The following is a 16,665-nucleotide window of genomic DNA, read 5'->3' as shown; positions in this document are numbered from 1 at the left end:
TGTCCGGGTATACCCGGTCATCCTGTCCCCGATACGCCGAGTCATACCGAGGAACCTCCTATGTCTGCCAGCCAGACCCTGCCTTCCGACCCGATCGACCTTCCCCTGCTGCCGCTGCGCGACGTCGTGGTGTTCCCGCACATGGTCATCCCGCTGTTCGTCGGCCGTCCGCGCTCCATCCGCGCGCTCGAGGTTGCGATGGAAGCGGGCAAGAGCATCATGCTGGTGGCCCAAAAATCCGCCGGCAAGGATGATCCCACTCCCGAAGACGTCTACGAGATCGGCTGCGTCGCCGGCATCCTGCAGATGCTCAAGCTGCCCGACGGCACCGTCAAGGTGCTGGTCGAGGGCACCCAGCGCGCCCGCATCAACAGCATCGAAGACGCCGATTCGCACTTCACCTGCCAGGTCACCCCGATCGAGCCGGACGCCGTCCAGGGCTCCGAGACCGAGGCCCTGCGCCGCGCGATCGTTGCCCAGTTCGAGCAATACGTAAAACTCAACAAGAAGATCCCCCCGGAGATCCTGACCTCGCTCGCCGGCATCGATGACGCCGGCCGCCTGGCCGACACGATCGCCGCGCATCTTCCGCTGAAACTCGAGCAGAAGCAGAAGATGCTCGAGATCGTCGGCACCTCCGAGCGCCTCGAAGGCCTGCTCACGCAGCTGGAAACCGAAATCGACATTCTCCAGGTCGAAAAGCGGATCCGCGGCCGCGTGAAGAAGCAGATGGAAAAGAGCCAGCGCGACTACTACCTGAATGAGCAGGTCAAGGCCATTCAGAAGGAGTTGGGCGAAGGCGAAGAGGGCGCCGACATCGAGGAGCTCGAAAAGAAGATCATCGCCGCGCACATGCCCAAGGAGGCGCGCAAGAAGGCCGATGCCGAGCTCAAGAAGCTCAAGCTCATGTCGCCCATGTCGGCCGAAGCCACCGTGGTGCGCAACTACATCGATACGCTCATCAATCTCCCCTGGAGGAAGAAGAGCAAGATCAACAATTCCATCTCCAATGCCGAGACGGTGCTCGACAACGACCACTACGGCCTGGAGAAGGTGAAGGAACGCATCCTCGAATACCTCGCCGTGCAACAGCGCGTGGACAAGGTCAAGGCGCCGATCCTGTGCCTGGTCGGTCCTCCGGGGGTCGGCAAGACCTCGCTGGGCCAGTCCATCGCCAAGGCCACGAACCGCAAGTTCGTGCGCATGGCCCTGGGCGGCGTGCGTGACGAAGCCGAGATCCGCGGCCACCGTCGTACGTACATCGGCTCGATGCCCGGCAAGATCGTCCAGAACATGTCGAAGGTCGGCGTGCGCAATCCCCTGTTCCTGCTCGATGAAATCGACAAGCTGGGCATGGATTTCCGCGGCGATCCCTCGTCGGCGCTGCTCGAAGTGCTGGACCCGGAACAGAACCACACGTTCCAGGACCACTACATCGAAGTCGACTTCGACCTGTCGGACGTCATGTTCGTGGCCACCAGCAACACGTTGAACATTCCGCCGGCCCTGCTGGACCGGATGGAAGTGATCCGCCTGTCCGGCTACACCGAGGAAGAAAAGATCCACATCGCCCGCGACCATCTGCTGCCCAAGCTGATGAAGAACAACGGCGTCAAGGATACCGAGCTGACCGTCGACGACAGCGCGCTGCGCGACATCGTGCGTTACTACACCCGCGAAGCCGGCGTGCGTGCGCTCGAACGCGAAGTGGGCAAGATCTGCCGCAAGGTGATCAAGCAGCTGCTGACCCAGAGCGACCGCGCCAAGGCCGAAGGCAAGACCTTCGAACTCAAGCCGGTCAACGTCACGGGCGAGAACCTCAGCGACTACCTCGGCGTGCGCCGCTACACCTTCGGCATGGCCGAAAAGGAAAACCAGATCGGTCAGGTGACCGGCCTGGCCTGGACGGAAGTCGGTGGCGACCTGCTCACGATCGAAGTGGCGGACATGCCCGGCAAGGGCGTGATCCAACGCACCGGTTCGCTGGGCGACGTGATGAAGGAATCGGTCGAGGCGGCCCGCACCGTGGTGCGCTCGCGGGCGCGTCGCCTGGGCTTTGCCGACAGCGTGTTCGAGAAGCACGACATGCACGTGCACGTGCCGGAAGGCGCGACCCCCAAGGACGGTCCGTCCGCCGGTATCGCGATCACCACGGCCATGGTGTCGGCCCTGTCGCGCATCCCGGTGCGCGCCGACGTTGCCATGACCGGCGAGATCACGCTGCGTGGCGAAGTCCTGCCGATCGGCGGCCTGAAGGAAAAGCTGCTGGCCGCCCACCGCGGTGGCATCAAGACGGTCTTGATCCCGGAAGAAAACGTCAAGGATTTGGCGGAGATCCCGGACAACGTCAAGAACCATCTCGAGATCGTGCCGGTCCGCTGGATCGACAAGGTGTTGGAGCTGGCCCTGGAACGCCTGCCGGAGCCGCTGGCTGAAGACGAAGCGGTCAAGGAACCGCTGGTCGCCAAGCCGGCCGAACCGGGTTCCACGGATCCGGTGCTCAAGCACTGATGTCCGGCCCACGGCGCCCCGCGAGGGGCGCCGTCAAAAATAAACCCCGCTTGCGCGGGGTTTGTTTTTTGGCGCGGCCGTCGGGCGGGCGCCAGGTTGGGGCGGAAGGATCAGTGCAGCGCGTGCGGACGGATCAGTCCAACGGCAATGCCTTCCAGCGCGAATTCCTGGTCGGCCTCGACCACGATGACGTTGAAGTCGGGATTCTCGGGCAGCAGTTCGATGCGGCCGTTCTGGCGCTGTAGGCGCTTGACGGTGACGTCGTCGCCCAGCCGGGCCACGACGATCTGGCCGTTGCGGGCCTCGGACGCTTTCTTGACGGCCAGCAGGTCGCCTTCGAGGATGCCGGCGTCGCGCATGCTCATGCCGCGCACCTTGAGCAGGTAGTCCGGCGCCTGGGCGAACAGGCTGGAATCGACGCCGATCTCGCGTTCGACGTGTTCGGTGGCCAGGATAGGGCTGCCGGCCGCCACGCGGCCCACCAGCGGCAGCAGCAGCTGCGCCAGGCCGGGCAGGGGCAACGGCGCCTGGGACGGCGTCGGGGAGTTGTCCTTCAGGCGGATGCCGCGCGAGGCGCCGGCCGTGAGTTCGATGGCGCCCTTGCGGGCCAGGGCCTTCAGATGGTCTTCGGCCGCGTTGGGCGAGCGAAATCCCAGGGCCTGGGCGATTTCGGCGCGGGTGGGCGGAAAGCCGGTGCGCGCGACGGTCTGCCGGATGAGGTCCAGGATTTGCTGTTGACGATCAGTGAGTTTGCTGGCCATGGCGATGATCCGTTGGGTGTCGGACTGTACATATATACAGCGGCATTCTGGGGGACATAACGCAAAAAAGCAAGCGTTGATCGGGCATGGTTTTGTGACAGGCAATGAAAACGGGACCCGAAGGTCCCGTTTGGGGTGACGCTGGCGCTGAGTCTTAGAGCACCGCGGCGATGCCCTTGGCCACCTGGTCGATGTTGCCGCTGTTGAGCGCGGCCACGCAGATGCGGCCGCTGGAGACGGCATAGACGCCGTGCTCTTCGCGCAGGCGGTCGACCTGGGCCGAGGTCAGGCCCGAGTACGAGAACATGCCGCGCTGCTGCAGCACGAAGCTGAAGTCCTGCTTGCCGCCGTGTTCCTTGATCTTCTCGACCAGCTGCTTGCGCATCAGGCGGATGCGGTCGCGCATGGCGCCGAGTTCCTCTTCCCACATGGCGAACAGTTCGGGCGAGTTCAGCACCGTGGAGACGATCGTGCCGCCGTGGGTGGGCGGGTTGGAGTAGTTGGTGCGGATGACGCGCTTGAGCTGGCTCAACACGCGGGCGGCTTCGTCCTTGCTGCCGGCCACGACCGTCAGGGCGCCGACGCGCTCGCCGTACAGCGAGAACGACTTCGAGAACGACGAGCTGATGAACATGGTCAGGTCGAGGTCGGCGAACAGGCGCACGACCGCGGCGTCTTCATGCAGGCCTTCGCCGAAGCCCTGGTAGGCGATGTCCAGGAACGGCACCAGCTTGTTTTCCTTGACGACCGCGGCGATCTGCTTCCATTGGTCGAAGGTGGGGTCGACACCGGTGGGGTTGTGGCAGCAGGCGTGCAGCACGACCACGGTGTTGGCCGGCGCGGCCTTCAGGGCGGCCAGCATGCCGTCGAAGTTCAGGCCGCGGGTGGCCGCGTCGTAGTAGGCGTAGGTGCCGACTTCGAAACCGGCGCGCTCGAACAGCGCGCGGTGGTTTTCCCAGCTGGGGTCGCTGATCAGGACCTTCGAGGTCGGCAGCAGCTGGCGCAGGAAGTCGGCGCCGATCTTGAGCGCGCCGGTGCCGCCCAGGGCCTGGGTGGTCAGGACGCGGCCGGCGGCGGCCAGCGGGGAATCCTTGCCGATCAGCAGGGCTTGCGCGCCCTGGTTGTAGCCAGCGATGCCTTCGATCGGCAGGTAGCCGCGGGCGGCGGCGGCCTCGATGCGGGCGATTTCCGCCTTGCGCACGGCGCCCAGCAGGGGAATCCGGCCCTGGTCGTCGTAGTACACGCCCACGCCCAGATTGACTTTACCGGGGCGGGTGTCCGCGTTGTATTGTTCGTTCAGGCCAAGAATGGGGTCGCGCGGCGCGAGTTCGACGGAATCGAAAAGGGTGCTCATGGGACTCTGCTGAGGGTGAGTGGACGCAGTCGGAAGTGCTGTGGATAATGGGGGGTTTACCCTGGGAACAGTCTAGCATGCCTAAGAGCGCAATAGACCCGAGCGCGGCGGGTGCCGCAGCCGTTGGCGCGGTCACCGACGGGGCGACCGATGGGCCCTCTGGCGCTGCCGTGGCGGCTCCGGAGGCCGGCCCGGGGTATGTCGATTTCCCGGACAGCCCATTCCACCTGTATCAACCCTATCCGCCTGCCGGCGACCAGCCGGGCGCAATAGAGGGACTGATCCAGGGCGTGCAGGACGGCCTGATGTACCAGACCCTGCTGGGCGTGACCGGTTCGGGCAAGACCTACACCATGGCCAACGTCATCGCCCAGCTCGGGCGGCCGGCGCTGGTGCTGGCGCCCAACAAGACGCTGGCGGCGCAGCTGTACGCCGAAATGCGCGAGTTCTTTCCCAAGAACGCCGTGGAATACTTCGTTTCGTACTACGACTACTACCAGCCCGAGGCCTACGTGCCGACGCGCGACCTGTTCATCGAGAAGGATTCGTCCATCAATGAACACATCGAGCAGATGCGGCTGTCGGCCACCAAGAGCCTGCTGGAACGGCGCGACACCATCATCGTGGGCACCGTGTCGTGCATCTACGGTATCGGCAACCCCGGCGACTACCACGCGATGGTGCTGATCCTGCGTGCCGGCGACCAGATTTCGCGGCGCGAGATCCTGGCGCGGCTGGTGGCCATGCAGTACACCCGCAACGACGCCGAGTTCACCCGCGGCGTGTTCCGGGTACGCGGCGAAACCATCGACATCTTCCCCGCGGAAAGCGCCGAGCTGGCGCTGCGCCTGACGCTGTTCGACGACGAAATCGAAAGCCTCGAACTGTTCGATCCGCTGACCGGCCGTATTCGCCAGAAGCTGCCGCGCTTCACCGTCTACCCGGGTTCGCACTACGTGACGCCGCGCGACACCGTGCTGCGCGCCATCGAGACCATCAAGGAAGAGCTGCGCGAGCGCACCAAGCGCTTCGTCGATGACGGCCACCTGGTGGAAGCCCAGCGCCTGGAGCAGCGCACCCGCTTCGACCTGGAAATGCTGCAGGAACTGGGGTTCTGCAAGGGCATCGAGAACTACTCGCGCCATCTGTCGGGCGCCGCGCCCGGCGAGCCGCCGCCCACGCTGATCGACTACCTGCCCGCCGACGCGCTGATGTTCATCGACGAAAGCCACGTCACCATCGGCCAGCTCAGCGCCATGTACCGCGGCGACCGCTCGCGCAAGGAAACCCTGGTGCAGTATGGTTTCCGGCTGCCCTCGGCGCTGGACAACCGCCCGCTCAAGCTGGAGGAGTTCGAGGCCCGCATGCGCCAGTGCGTGTTCGTGTCGGCCACGCCGGCGGCCTACGAAAAAGAGCATGCCGACAACGTGGTCGAGCAGGTGGTGCGTCCCACCGGCCTGGTCGACCCGATCGTCGAGGTGTTGCCGGCCCGCACGCAGGTCGACGACCTGCTGGGCCAGATCAAGGCGCGCACCAGCCAGGGCGAGCGGGTGCTGGTCACCACGCTGACCAAGCGCATGGCCGAGGACCTGACCGACTTCCTGACCGAGCACGGCGTGCGGGTGCGCTACCTGCACTCGGACATCGATACGGTCGAGCGGGTGGAGATCATCCGCGACCTGCGCCTGGGCACGTTCGACGTGCTGGTGGGCATCAACCTGCTGCGTGAAGGCCTGGACATCCCGGAAGTGTCGCTGGTGGCCATCCTGGATGCCGACAAGGAAGGTTTCCTGCGTTCCGAGCGCAGCCTGATCCAGACCATCGGCCGGGCCGCCCGCAACCTGAATGGCCACGCCATCCTGTATGCCGACCGCATCACGGATTCGATGCAGCGGGCCATGGAAGAGACCAGCCGGCGCCGCGCCAAGCAGTTGCAATTCAATGCCGACCACGGCATTACCGCGCGCGGCGTGCAGAAGGCGGTGCGCGAGCTGATCGACGGTATCGTGGCCCCGGTGCAGCACGATGCGCTGGAAGCGGCGGTGCCGGCCGAATTGCTGAAGGACGAGAAGGCGCTGGCGCGCGAAATCAAGCGGCTTGAAAAGCTGATGATGGACCATGCCCGCAACCTGGAATTCGAGCAGGCCGCGGCCGCTCGCGATGCCCTGACGGCCTTGAAGCAGCGGGTGCTGCTGGACGGCGCGGTATGAGGGTAAAGCTGTATCTTTATGTGTCTTTTCGCTGACGGGTTGCTGAAATTGATGATGAGGCAAGTGTTGCAGAAGCGGGGCCCGGAATTTGCGTAACCGAAGCGGCTCGCGGCCCTGGGCTGAAGTTAAATATAGCGTTTAACTATTTGATTTATAGGGTAAATTTTCGAGGATGCATCGCCGCTAAAGAGAGTCTCTGAGCGCAAAAAAAGCTTGCCTTATCTCGGGTTTTCCCGCACACTTACTCCCATGATGACCAAGGTACTTTTCGTTTGCATGGGCAATATCTGTCGCTCGCCGAGCGCAGAGGGCGTGTTTCGCCATTTGGTGAACGACGCGGGTTTGGGCGATGTGGTTCGCATCGACTCCGCGGGCACGCACGCGTTTCACATCGGCGAGGCGCCTGATGCCCGGGCGCAGGCCGCAGCGCGTAAGCGCGGCTACGAGATCACGCACTGCGAGGCCCGCCAGGTCACCGCGGAAGACTTCCGCGACTTCGACCTCATCCTCGCCATGGACTGGGACAATCTGTCCGCCATGCAGCAGCAGTGCCCCAAGGCCTATCAGCACAAGTTGATGCTGCTGATGCGCTTTGCCAACGAGTTCGAAGAAGCCACCGTGCCCGATCCCTACTATGGCGGCGCCGATGGTTTCGGCAAGGTGCTGGACTACCTCGAAGACGCCTGTCAGGGCGTGCTCGAACTGGTCCGCAAGCGCGCTACCCAATACCAGGCGGCCTGAGGTCTCCTGTGCGCCGGGGCGCCCTGTGGGGCTCCCGGTGAATTGGCAGTGAAAAGAACCGCGCGACAGCGCGGTTTTTTCTAGCCGGGAGCCATACCAAATTACTCGGGAATTTGCTATACTTGAGCCAATTACTCGGGTATTGACCGCCGGATTCGCCGGCGGCCATTGCCGAATCACAGGGAATTCACCATGCGGCTAACTACCAAAGGGCGTTTCGCCGTGACTGCCATGATCGATCTGGCTATGCGGCAGCATAGCGGCCCGGTCACTCTTGCGGCCATCAGCCAGCGTCAGAATATTTCGCTTTCCTACCTGGAACAGCTGTTCGGGAAACTGCGTCGCCACGAACTCGTGGACAGCGTGCGCGGCCCCGGCGGCGGTTACTCGCTCGCCCGCCTGGCGCGCAACGTGACCGTGGCCGACATCATCTTCGCCGTGGACGAGCCGCTGGACGCCACCAGCTGTGGCGGCAAGCGGGACTGTACGAGCGGCAACGACGGCAAGCCTGGCAAGTGCATGACGCATGAACTCTGGGCCACGCTCAATCGCAAGATGGTCGATTACCTGGATTCGGTGTCGCTGCAGGATCTGGTCGATCAGCAGCGCGTGCGCCAATTGCAGGAAGCCAACAATCAAGCCCAGGCGTGCGCGGTACGCGTGAATCGGGTGGGCGGCGCCAACACCGCCGCCAATGCCCCGACCACCACCGTCGCGGCCAATGCCACCGTATAAGCAGTAGGAGTTGTAGAAATGACCACCCGCCCGATCTATCTGGACTACTCGGCCACCACCCCCGTCGACCCGCGCGTCGTCGAGAAAATGGTGCCCTGGCTGTACGAGAACTTTGGCAATCCCGCTTCCCGCAGCCACTCGTTTGGCTGGGAGTCCGAGGACGCCGTCGAGCGTGCCCGCGAGGAAGTCGCCAAGCTGGTGAACGCCGATCCGCGCGAGATCGTCTGGACCTCCGGCGCCACCGAATCCGACAACCTGGCGATCAAGGGCGCCGCCAACTTCTACGCCGAACGCGGCAAGCACATCATCACCGTCAAGACCGAGCACAAGGCCGTGCTCGACACCTGTCGTGAACTCGAGCGCCAGGGGTTCGAAGTGACCTACCTGGACGTCAAGGACAACGGCCTGATCGACCTGGACGTCTTCAAGGCGGCGCTGCGTCCCGACACCGTGCTGGTGTCCGTGATGATGGTGAACAACGAAATCGGCGTCATCCAGGATATCGAAACCCTGGGCGAGATCTGCCGCGAGAAGGGCATCATCTTCCACGTCGACGCCGCGCAAGCCACCGGCAAGGTCGAGATCGACCTGCAGAAGCTGAAGGTCGACCTGATGTCGTTCTCGGCGCACAAGACCTACGGCCCCAAGGGCATCGGCGCGCTGTACGTGCGCCGCAAGCCGCGCGTGCGCATCGAGGCGCAGATGCACGGCGGCGGCCATGAACGTGGTTTCCGTTCGGGCACGCTGGCCACGCACCAGATTGTCGGCATGGGCGAATCCTTCCGCCTGGCCCGCGAGGAAATGGGCACCGAGAACGAGCGCATCCGCATGCTGCGTGATCGCCTCTGGGCCGGCCTGTCGCAGATCGAAGAGGTCTACCTCAACGGCGACATGGACCAGCGCGTGCCGCACAACCTGAACGTCAGCTTCAATTATGTCGAAGGCGAGTCCCTGATCATGGCGATCAAGGAACTGGCCGTGTCCAGCGGTTCGGCCTGCACCTCGGCCAGCCTGGAACCTTCCTACGTGCTGCGCGCCCTGGGCCGCAACGACGAGCTGGCGCACAGCTCGATCCGCTTCACGCTGGGCCGTTTCACCACCGAGCAGGAAGTGGACTACACCATCGAACTGCTCAAGAGCCGTGTCGGCAAGCTGCGCGACATGTCGCCGCTGTGGGAAATGGCCAAGGAAGGCATCGATCTGAATACCGTGCAGTGGGCCGCGCACTGAGCGCCCGAGCCAAAGAATACGTGGAGAACTAACATGTCTTACAGCACCAAAGTCCTGGATCACTACGAAAACCCGCGCAACGTCGGTTCGTTCGACAAGTCGGACGACTCGGTGGGCACCGGCATGGTCGGCGCCCCTGCCTGTGGCGACGTCATGAAGCTGCAGATCAAGGTGAACGAAGCCGGCGTCATCGAAGACGCGCGCTTCAAGACCTACGGCTGTGGCTCGGCCATCGCCTCCAGCTCGCTCGTGACCGAGTGGGTCAAGGGCAAGACGCTGGACGAAGCCATGAACATTCGTAACACGCAGATCGCCGAAGAACTGGCCCTGCCGCCGGTGAAAGTGCACTGCTCGATCCTGGCCGAAGACGCGATCAAGGCCGCGGTGCAGAACTACAAGGAAAAGCATTCGGTTCCGGCCGAAGCTGTTGCGAGCTGAACATGTCCGTTACCCTGACCCAACAGGCTGCCACCCACATCGGCCGCTACTTGCAAAAGCGCGGCAAGGGGATCGGCTTGCGCCTCGGCGTTAGGACGACGGGTTGTTCCGGCATGGCCTACAAGCTGGAGTATGTGGACGACGCGGCGCCCGAGGACCAGGTGTTCGAGAGCTTCGGCGTGAAGGTGTTCGTCGATCCCAAGAGCCTGGCCTACCTGGACGGCACCGAGCTGGACTACGCCCGCGAAGGCCTGAACGAAGGTTTCAAGTTCCGCAACCCCAACGAGAAGGCGACCTGCGGCTGCGGCGAGTCGTTCACGGTGTAAGTCTTGGCTGGAGACGATCACTTCAGCCTGTTCGGCTTGCCGGCACGCTTCGACCTGGACGCCCAGGCGCTGGAATCGGCGTGGCGCACCGTCGCCGCGCAGGTGCATCCCGACCGCTATGCCACCGCCAGCCCCGCGGAACGCCGCGTGGCCATGCAGTGGGCGGCGCGCGCCAACGAGGCCTATCGCCAGTTGCGCGATCCGCTGTTGCGGGCGCGCTACCTGTGCGAACAGGCCGGCGTGGATCTGCAGACCGAGAGCAATACGTCGATGGACACGGCTTTCCTGATGCAGCAGATGACCTGGCGCGAAATGATGGACGACGCGCGCAATGACGCCGGCGTGCTGGCCGAGCTGCGGACCGAGCTGGAGGATGCCCGGCAGCAGATGCGCGCCGCGTTGACGCGCCTGCTGGACGAACAGCGCGACTACGCCGCGGCGGGTCTCAAGGTGCGGGAATGGATGTTCGTGGAGAAGCTGGCGCAGGAGCTGGCCCAGGCCCACCCCGATTCCTAGTCCCCCAGGATGGCCCGGCCGCGGGGCGCCCGGACTTCGCCGCCTACTGAGTAGAAAAAACAATCATGGCCTTATTGCAGATTTCCGAGCCCGGCGAATCGCCCGCGCCGCACCAGCGCAAGCTGGCGGTGGGGATCGACCTGGGCACCACCAATTCCCTGGTTGCCGCCGTGCGCAGCAGCGTCGCCGAGGTCCTGCCTGATGCGCAGGGCCACGTGCTGCTGCCGTCGGCGGTGCGCTATTTCCCCGGCGGCAAGGTCACCACGGGGCGTGAACCCCTGGCGCAGCAAGCCGAGGACCCGCTGAACACGGTGGTGTCGGTCAAGCGTTTCATGGGCCGTTCGCTGGAAGAGGCGCGCGCCACGCGCGCCCCTTACGAATTCGTGGATGCGCCCGGCATGGTGCGTATCCGCACCGCGCAGGGCGACCTGAGCCCGGTGGAAGTGTCGGCGCAGATCCTGGCGGTGCTGCGCCAGCGCGCCGAGGACGTGCTGGGCGATGACCTGGTGGGCGCCGTCATCACGGTGCCGGCCTATTTCGACGACGCCCAGCGCCAGGCGACCCGCGACGCGGCGCGCCTGGCCGGCCTGAACGTGCTGCGCCTCTTGAACGAGCCGACCGCCGCGGCGATCGCCTACGGCCTGGATAACGCCGCCGAAGGCGTGTATGCCGTCTATGACCTCGGTGGCGGCACGTTCGATATCTCCATCCTGCGATTGACGCAGGGCGTGTTCGAAGTGATCTCGACCGGCGGCGATACCGCGCTGGGCGGCGATGATTTCGATTCGCTCATCGTCGACCACGTGGTGGCGGCCGCGGGCGCCAAAGCACTGACGCACGCCGACCGGCGCGGCCTGCTGATGGCGGCGCGCGCGGCGCGCGAGGCGCTGTCGGACGCGCAGGAGGCCAATCTGAATCTGACGCTGGCCAATGGCCAGGTGATCGATCACACGCTGACCCGCGCGCAGTTCGAGGCGCTGGCCCAGCCTCTGGTGCAGCGCACGCTGGACAGCGCGCGCCAGGCGCTGCGCGACGCCGCGCTCAAGCCGGCCGACGTGCGCGGCGTGGTGATGGTGGGCGGCGCCACGCGCATGCCGGTGGTGCGCGCCGCGGTGGGCGAGATGTTCGGCACCGAGCCGCTGACCGATCTGGATCCGGACCAGGTGGTGGCGCTGGGCGCCGCGCTGCAGGCCAATCTGCTGGCCGGCAACCGCGCGCCGGGCGAAGACTGGCTGCTGCTGGATGTGACGCCGCTGTCGCTCGGCCTGGAAACCATGGGCGGGCTGGTCGAGCGCGTGATCCCGCGCAACAGCACCATTCCGGTGGCGCGCGCGCAGGAATTCACCACCTTCAAGGATGGCCAGACGGCCATGAGCATCCACGTGCTGCAGGGCGAGCGCGACCTGGTGTCGGATTGCCGTTCGCTGGCGCGTTTCGACCTGCGCGGCATTCCGCCGATGGTGGCGGGCGCCGCGCGGATCCGCGTGACGTTCCAGGTGGATGCCGACGGACTGCTGAGCGTGACCGCGCGCGAGCAGAGCACAGGCGTGGAAGCGGCGGTGTCGGTCAAGCCGTCGTACGGCCTGAGCGACGACGAAGTCGCGCGCATGCTGGCCGACAGCGTGGCGCAGGCCGACAACGACGCCCGCGCCCGCATGCTGCGCGAGCAGCAGGTGGAAGCGCGCCAACTGGTCGAGTCGGTGCAGGCCGCGCTGGCTGTCGACGGCGACCTGCTGAATGCCGAGGAACGCCAACGGGTCGATGAATGCCTGCAGGCGGCCAGCCGCGCCCAGGAGGCGCAGGACGTGGACGCGGTGAAGGCCGCGGTCGAGGCTTTGTCGGCCGCGACCGATGAATTTGCCGCGCGCCGCATGGACCGCAGCATCCGCGCCGCGCTGGCCGGCCGCAAACTTGACGAGATCGCCTGATAACACGCTATGCCGAAACTGACCGTACTGCCTCATCCCGACTACTGCCCCGAGGGCGCCGTGATCGAAGACGCGCCCAAGGGCGTGTCGATCTGCCGCGTCCTGCTGGACAACCATATCGACATCGAGCATGCCTGCGAACTGTCGTGCGCGTGTACGACCTGTCACGTGGTGGTCAAGCAGGGTTATGCTTCGCTGGAAGACGCGACCGATGACGAAGAGGACCTGCTGGACAAGGCCTGGGGCCTGACGCCGACCTCGCGCCTGTCTTGCCAGGCGCGGGTCGAGGATGCCGATCTGACGATCGAGATCCCCAAGTACACCATCAACCACGCGAAAGAGGGCCATTGATGAAGTGGACCGATACTTACCAGATCGCCGAGGCGCTGGCGGACGCCCACCCGGACGTCGATCCCAAGACGCTACGCTTCACTCAGCTGCGCGAATGGGTGCTGGCCTTGCCCGGCTTCAGTGACGACCCGGAACGCAGCGGCGAAAAGATCCTGGAGGCCATCCAGATGGCCTGGATCGACGAGGCCGACTGAACCTTCTGCGAAACGCTCCTTCGGGAGCGTTTTTGCATTGGGGGCGCGGGCGGCGGGGTATCATCAAGACTCTCTTCGTTGTCCTTGCCATCCGAGTCTACCGATGCCCGCTGCCCAATTGCGCTTTGGCCTGGCCGCCAACCGACTGCACCACGAAACGCCCGATGCCGCCTTGTTCACCTGGCTGCGGGCCTGCTCATCCACCATCCGCGAACTGGGCGTGCAGTTGCATACCGTGGGCCGCACGCACGACGCGATCGTGCGCGAGGGCATGCTGCAGGGCTATCCCGGCCTGATCCGCTATCCGTATGGCCGCGAGGGCGGGTTGATGAAGCTGGTGGCGCGCGTCACCGAAGGACGCGACGGGCAGGCGCCGTTCGACGGCGCGATCTACCTGATCGATCCGGTGGACCCGTCTTCGATCTTCCCCGAGGCGCTGGCGCTCAAGCGCCAGTGCATCACGCATGGCCGTCCGTTCATCTCGACGCTCGCGGGCGCCATCGAATGGATGGAGGTGGAGCGGGTGCACGCCGGGCTGGCGCCGGATGCGGCGGCATCGCGCCTGTTCAACTACGCTGGCCAGACGCTGGCGTTGATCGCGCACGATGCGCTCAAGGACGAGATGGTGGCGTTTGCGGCCGAACACTTCGACGTGCTGTCGCAGTTCGCGCGGCGCGTGGCCACCGGCACCACCGGCGGCCGCCTGAACGAGCTGGCGTGGTCGCGCGGCTGGCCCAAGGATACGCCGTGGGTGCATCGCTACCTGAGCGGGCCGCTGGGCGGCGACGCGCAGATCGCGGAACTGGTGCTGGAGCACCAGTGCCAGCGCGTCATCTTCTTCGAGGATCCGCACGTGGCGCGCCAGCATGAAGCGGATATCCAGCTGCTGGAGCGCGCCGTGCGGGTCGTGACGGAGTCCGCGACCTGCGCGACCTCGCCGTCGGTGGCGCGGCGCTGGGCCAAGGCGGTCGAACTGCGCGCCGGCCGGGGCTGAATCGGCGGGGAGCCGAGCGGGGGCAGGGGGCAAGGGCTGAGCCGACGAGGCCTGAGCCGACGAGGGCCGGCGGGGCCTCGATGAGGGTTTTCTTTTTTTGGGGCCGGGTGGCTTGTCGCGCGCAAGCCACGCCGGCCCTGTTGCAAACAGGGGAAGACTTTCCTTTTGTAGGGAAAAGGAACCATTTCAATAACGAGAAACATTAACATCTGGCTCTCGAAAATCCATCAAGGGGAGCCACGTCGATGTTTGATCCTGTCATGTCCCGCCGCGCCAGCCTGGCGGCGGCGTTGAGCCTGCTGCCGGCCGCGCTGGTCGCGCAGTCGGCGCCCACCGAGCCGACGACCTTGCCGTCCGTCAGGGTGGAGGCCGGCGCGGAGGAGACGGCGACCGGCCCGGTGCTGGGCTATGCCGCCACCCGGTCGGCCACGGCCACCAAGACGGATACGCCGCTGAACGAAACGGCGCAATCGATCACCGTGGTGCCGCGCGACCAGATCGTGGACCAGGGCGCCACCAGCCTGCAGGAGGCACTGGGTTATGCGGCGGGCGTGCGGTCCGACGCCTACGGCCTGGATTCGCGCAGCGACAGCGTGCGCGTGCGCGGGACCGATGTGGACGTCTACCTGGACGGCATGCGCCAGGCGTTCGACTACTACACCAGCACGACCCGTCCCGATCCATACATGCTGGAGCGCATCGAGGTGCTGCGCGGGCCGGCGGCCATGACTTACGGCCAGGGCAGCACGGGCGGCCTCATCAACATGGTGAGCAAGCGTCCGTTGGCCGAGGCGCAGCGCGAAGTGGGCGTGCAGCTGGGCAACCACGGGCGCAAGCAGGCGCAGATGGACCTGACGGGGCCCATAACCGAAGATGGCCAGTGGCTGTACCGCCTGGTGGCGCTGCAGCGCGACGCCGATACCCAGGTGCACCATGTGCCGGACGACCGCACGTTGGTGGCGCCGTCGCTGACGTGGCGGCCGAGCGCGGCGACGACACTGACCTTGCAGGCGCTGTACCAGAAGGACAAGTCGGGCTCGACCGCGCAGTTCATGCCGTGGTCGGGGATGCGCACGCCCAATCCGAACGGCATGATTCCGACCTATCGCTTCATCGGCGAGCCGGATCACGATCGCTACGATTCCGAGCGCCGCAGCTTCGGCTGGTTGTTCGAGCACAAGTTCAACGACAAATGGGCGTTCAGCCAGGGCTTTCGCCACGCGAACAACAAGGTGACGTATTTCACGCACTATGCGGATTCGTTCAGCGTCCCGGGCGGCTGGGCCGCGGATCCGATCAACCAGCGCATCATCGGCCGCTACGCCGACGACACCATCACCAAGGTCCGCATGGATACGCTGGACCAGCATCTGACGGGCGAGGTCGGCACCGGTATCGTGACGCACAAGCTGCTGCTGGGCCTGGACTGGTCGCGCTATCGCCGCGACCGCGAGAGCGGCAGCGGCATGGACACGATCGATGCCTACTCGCCCGTATACGGCAATGGCTACATTCCCGAGCTTACCGGCGAGCCGCAGTTCAACCAGCGCCAGACCGGCATCTATCTGCAGGACCAGATGAAGATCGGCCAGAACTGGATCGTGACGGCGGGCGTGCGCCACGACCGCGCCCGCAGCCAGCTCGAGGGCGGCGACGCGGACAAGGCCCAGGCTACCACCAAGCGTTTCGGGTTGATGTACGCGGCCAGCAACGGCTGGTCGCCCTACATCAGCTACAGCGAATCGTTCACGCCGGTGGCCAGCACCACGCGCAAGACGCCCGATGGCGCGGTGCCCGAGCTGTACAAGCCGCTGCGCGGCAAGCAATGGGAAGCGGGCGTGAAATACCAGTCGCAGGATGGCAGCCACCTGGCCACGGCGTCGGTGTATGACCTGCGGGAGAAGAACCGCCTGGTGCCGGATCCGACGGCGGCGCTGAACAACGTGCAGACGGGCAAGACGCGCACCCGCGGCCTGGAGCTGGAATGGCGCGGCCAGGTGACGTCGTCGTTCGACGTGATCGCGCACTACAACTACATCGACCTGGATCCGCAGCTGGAAGGCATTCCGCGCCACCAGGCCGCGGCGTGGGGCCGGTACCGCTTCGCGCTCGACAACCTGGACGGACGCTTCACGGTGGGCGCGGGCACGCGCTGGATGTCGTCGTTCCGCGATGGCGATGGGCCCAAGCTGTCGCCGGTGTGGCTGGTCGACGCCATGATGGCGTATGAAACCAGCCACTGGCGCTATGCCTTGAACGTCAACAACCTGACGGACAAGACCTATCTGGCGACGTGCCTGTCGCGCGGCGACTGCTGGTACGGAGCGCGCCGCAGCGCGATTGCCAGCGTCACCTACAAGTTCTGACGCGGGCGCC

At 65.4% G+C, this 16,665-nt stretch carries 15 protein-coding genes; 13 read left to right on the top strand and 2 right to left on the bottom strand.

Annotation, left to right across the window (positions count from 1 at the left end; all coding sequences use genetic code 11):
• Positions 1-60: 60 nt before the first annotated feature.
• Complete coding sequence (gene lon, locus ACVN9Z_RS25085; protein WP_020928331.1) at positions 61-2,511, top strand: endopeptidase La; 2,451 nt, start codon at positions 61-63, stop codon at positions 2,509-2,511.
• A 110-nt stretch (positions 2,512-2,621) separates the two neighbouring features.
• Here the strand turns inward: lon and lexA are convergent, their stop codons facing one another.
• Positions 2,622-3,272, bottom strand: coding sequence for a transcriptional repressor LexA (lexA, locus tag ACVN9Z_RS25080; RefSeq protein ID WP_024069438.1), 651 nt, complete (start codon positions 3,270-3,272; stop codon positions 2,622-2,624).
• A 154-nt stretch (positions 3,273-3,426) separates the two neighbouring features.
• Positions 3,427-4,626 (bottom strand): amino acid aminotransferase, encoded by a 1,200-nt coding sequence (locus ACVN9Z_RS25075; RefSeq protein ID WP_006386178.1) that lies wholly within the window; start codon positions 4,624-4,626, stop codon positions 3,427-3,429.
• Between the two features lie 170 nt (positions 4,627-4,796).
• On the opposite strand from ACVN9Z_RS25075, the gene uvrB reads away from it, so the two are divergent.
• The 12 genes from uvrB to ACVN9Z_RS25015 all read left to right on the top strand — a co-directional run bounded on the left by uvrB (position 4,797) and on the right by ACVN9Z_RS25015 (position 16,655).
• Positions 4,797-6,836, top strand: a complete 2,040-nt coding sequence (uvrB, locus tag ACVN9Z_RS25070) for an excinuclease ABC subunit UvrB (protein ID WP_006386177.1) — start codon at positions 4,797-4,799, stop codon at positions 6,834-6,836.
• 249 nt (positions 6,837-7,085) lie between these two features.
• The gene (locus tag ACVN9Z_RS25065) at positions 7,086-7,577 is read left to right on the top strand and encodes a low molecular weight protein-tyrosine-phosphatase (protein ID WP_006386176.1); all 492 of its coding nucleotides are present in this window, start codon (positions 7,086-7,088) and stop codon (positions 7,575-7,577) included.
• A 192-nt stretch (positions 7,578-7,769) separates the two neighbouring features.
• Positions 7,770-8,312 (top strand): Fe-S cluster assembly transcriptional regulator IscR, encoded by a 543-nt coding sequence (gene iscR, locus ACVN9Z_RS25060; RefSeq protein ID WP_006386175.1) that lies wholly within the window; start codon positions 7,770-7,772, stop codon positions 8,310-8,312.
• 18 nt (positions 8,313-8,330) lie between these two features.
• The gene (locus ACVN9Z_RS25055) at positions 8,331-9,542 is read left to right on the top strand and encodes an IscS subfamily cysteine desulfurase (RefSeq protein WP_238878987.1); all 1,212 of its coding nucleotides are present in this window, start codon (positions 8,331-8,333) and stop codon (positions 9,540-9,542) included.
• A gap of 33 nt (positions 9,543-9,575) precedes the next feature.
• Positions 9,576-9,980, top strand: a complete 405-nt coding sequence (gene iscU, locus ACVN9Z_RS25050; RefSeq protein WP_006386173.1) for a Fe-S cluster assembly scaffold IscU — start codon at positions 9,576-9,578, stop codon at positions 9,978-9,980.
• Positions 9,981-9,982: 2 nt separating this feature from the next.
• Positions 9,983-10,306: an iron-sulfur cluster assembly protein IscA gene (gene iscA, locus ACVN9Z_RS25045; protein ID WP_006386172.1), complete on the top strand. Its 324-nt coding sequence runs from the start codon at positions 9,983-9,985 to the stop codon at positions 10,304-10,306.
• Positions 10,307-10,309: 3 nt separating this feature from the next.
• Entirely contained in the window at positions 10,310-10,822 is a 513-nt protein-coding gene (gene hscB, locus ACVN9Z_RS25040) for a Fe-S protein assembly co-chaperone HscB (protein WP_238878988.1), read from the top strand.
• A 65-nt stretch (positions 10,823-10,887) separates the two neighbouring features.
• Entirely contained in the window at positions 10,888-12,750 is a 1,863-nt protein-coding gene (hscA, locus tag ACVN9Z_RS25035) for a Fe-S protein assembly chaperone HscA (RefSeq protein WP_238878989.1), read from the top strand.
• Positions 12,751-12,759: 9 nt separating this feature from the next.
• Entirely contained in the window at positions 12,760-13,101 is a 342-nt protein-coding gene (fdx, locus tag ACVN9Z_RS25030) for an ISC system 2Fe-2S type ferredoxin (protein ID WP_006386167.1), read from the top strand.
• Positions 13,101-13,295, top strand: a complete 195-nt coding sequence (gene iscX / locus ACVN9Z_RS25025; RefSeq protein ID WP_006386165.1) for a Fe-S cluster assembly protein IscX — start codon at positions 13,101-13,103, stop codon at positions 13,293-13,295. The genes fdx and iscX overlap by 1 nt, the downstream gene beginning before the upstream one ends.
• A 103-nt stretch (positions 13,296-13,398) precedes the next feature.
• Positions 13,399-14,289 (top strand): methylglyoxal synthase, encoded by an 891-nt coding sequence (locus ACVN9Z_RS25020; protein WP_006386163.1) that lies wholly within the window; start codon positions 13,399-13,401, stop codon positions 14,287-14,289.
• A 260-nt stretch (positions 14,290-14,549) separates the two neighbouring features.
• A complete protein-coding gene (locus ACVN9Z_RS25015; RefSeq protein ID WP_242609316.1) occupies positions 14,550-16,655 on the top strand; it encodes a TonB-dependent siderophore receptor in 2,106 nt (701 codons plus the stop codon).
• Positions 16,656-16,665 lie beyond the last annotated feature (10 nt).

It is taken from the genome of Achromobacter sp. KK8 (genome assembly GCF_054188005.1).
The sequence above is the reverse complement of the archived record's forward strand: the minus strand, read 5'-3'. Positions and strand labels throughout refer to the sequence as shown.

Excerpts from the sequence above, each read along its gene's own strand:
- lon (WP_020928331.1), top strand. The coding sequence starts at position 61 with ATGTCTGCCAGCCAGACCCTGCCTTCCGACCCGATCGACCTTCCCCTG.
- lexA (WP_024069438.1), bottom strand. The coding sequence starts at position 3,272 with ATGGCCAGCAAACTCACTGATCGTCAACAGCAAATCCTGGACCTCATC.
- ACVN9Z_RS25075 (WP_006386178.1), bottom strand. The coding sequence starts at position 4,626 with ATGAGCACCCTTTTCGATTCCGTCGAACTCGCGCCGCGCGACCCCATT.
- ACVN9Z_RS25065 (WP_006386176.1), top strand. The coding sequence starts at position 7,086 with ATGATGACCAAGGTACTTTTCGTTTGCATGGGCAATATCTGTCGCTCG.
- iscR (WP_006386175.1), top strand. The coding sequence starts at position 7,770 with ATGCGGCTAACTACCAAAGGGCGTTTCGCCGTGACTGCCATGATCGAT.
- ACVN9Z_RS25055 (WP_238878987.1), top strand. The coding sequence starts at position 8,331 with ATGACCACCCGCCCGATCTATCTGGACTACTCGGCCACCACCCCCGTC.
- iscU (WP_006386173.1), top strand. The coding sequence starts at position 9,576 with ATGTCTTACAGCACCAAAGTCCTGGATCACTACGAAAACCCGCGCAAC.
- iscA (WP_006386172.1), top strand. The coding sequence starts at position 9,983 with ATGTCCGTTACCCTGACCCAACAGGCTGCCACCCACATCGGCCGCTAC.
- hscA (WP_238878989.1), top strand. The coding sequence starts at position 10,888 with ATGGCCTTATTGCAGATTTCCGAGCCCGGCGAATCGCCCGCGCCGCAC.
- fdx (WP_006386167.1), top strand. The coding sequence starts at position 12,760 with ATGCCGAAACTGACCGTACTGCCTCATCCCGACTACTGCCCCGAGGGC.
- iscX (WP_006386165.1), top strand. The coding sequence starts at position 13,101 with ATGAAGTGGACCGATACTTACCAGATCGCCGAGGCGCTGGCGGACGCC.
- ACVN9Z_RS25020 (WP_006386163.1), top strand. The coding sequence starts at position 13,399 with ATGCCCGCTGCCCAATTGCGCTTTGGCCTGGCCGCCAACCGACTGCAC.
- ACVN9Z_RS25015 (WP_242609316.1), top strand. The coding sequence starts at position 14,550 with ATGTCCCGCCGCGCCAGCCTGGCGGCGGCGTTGAGCCTGCTGCCGGCC.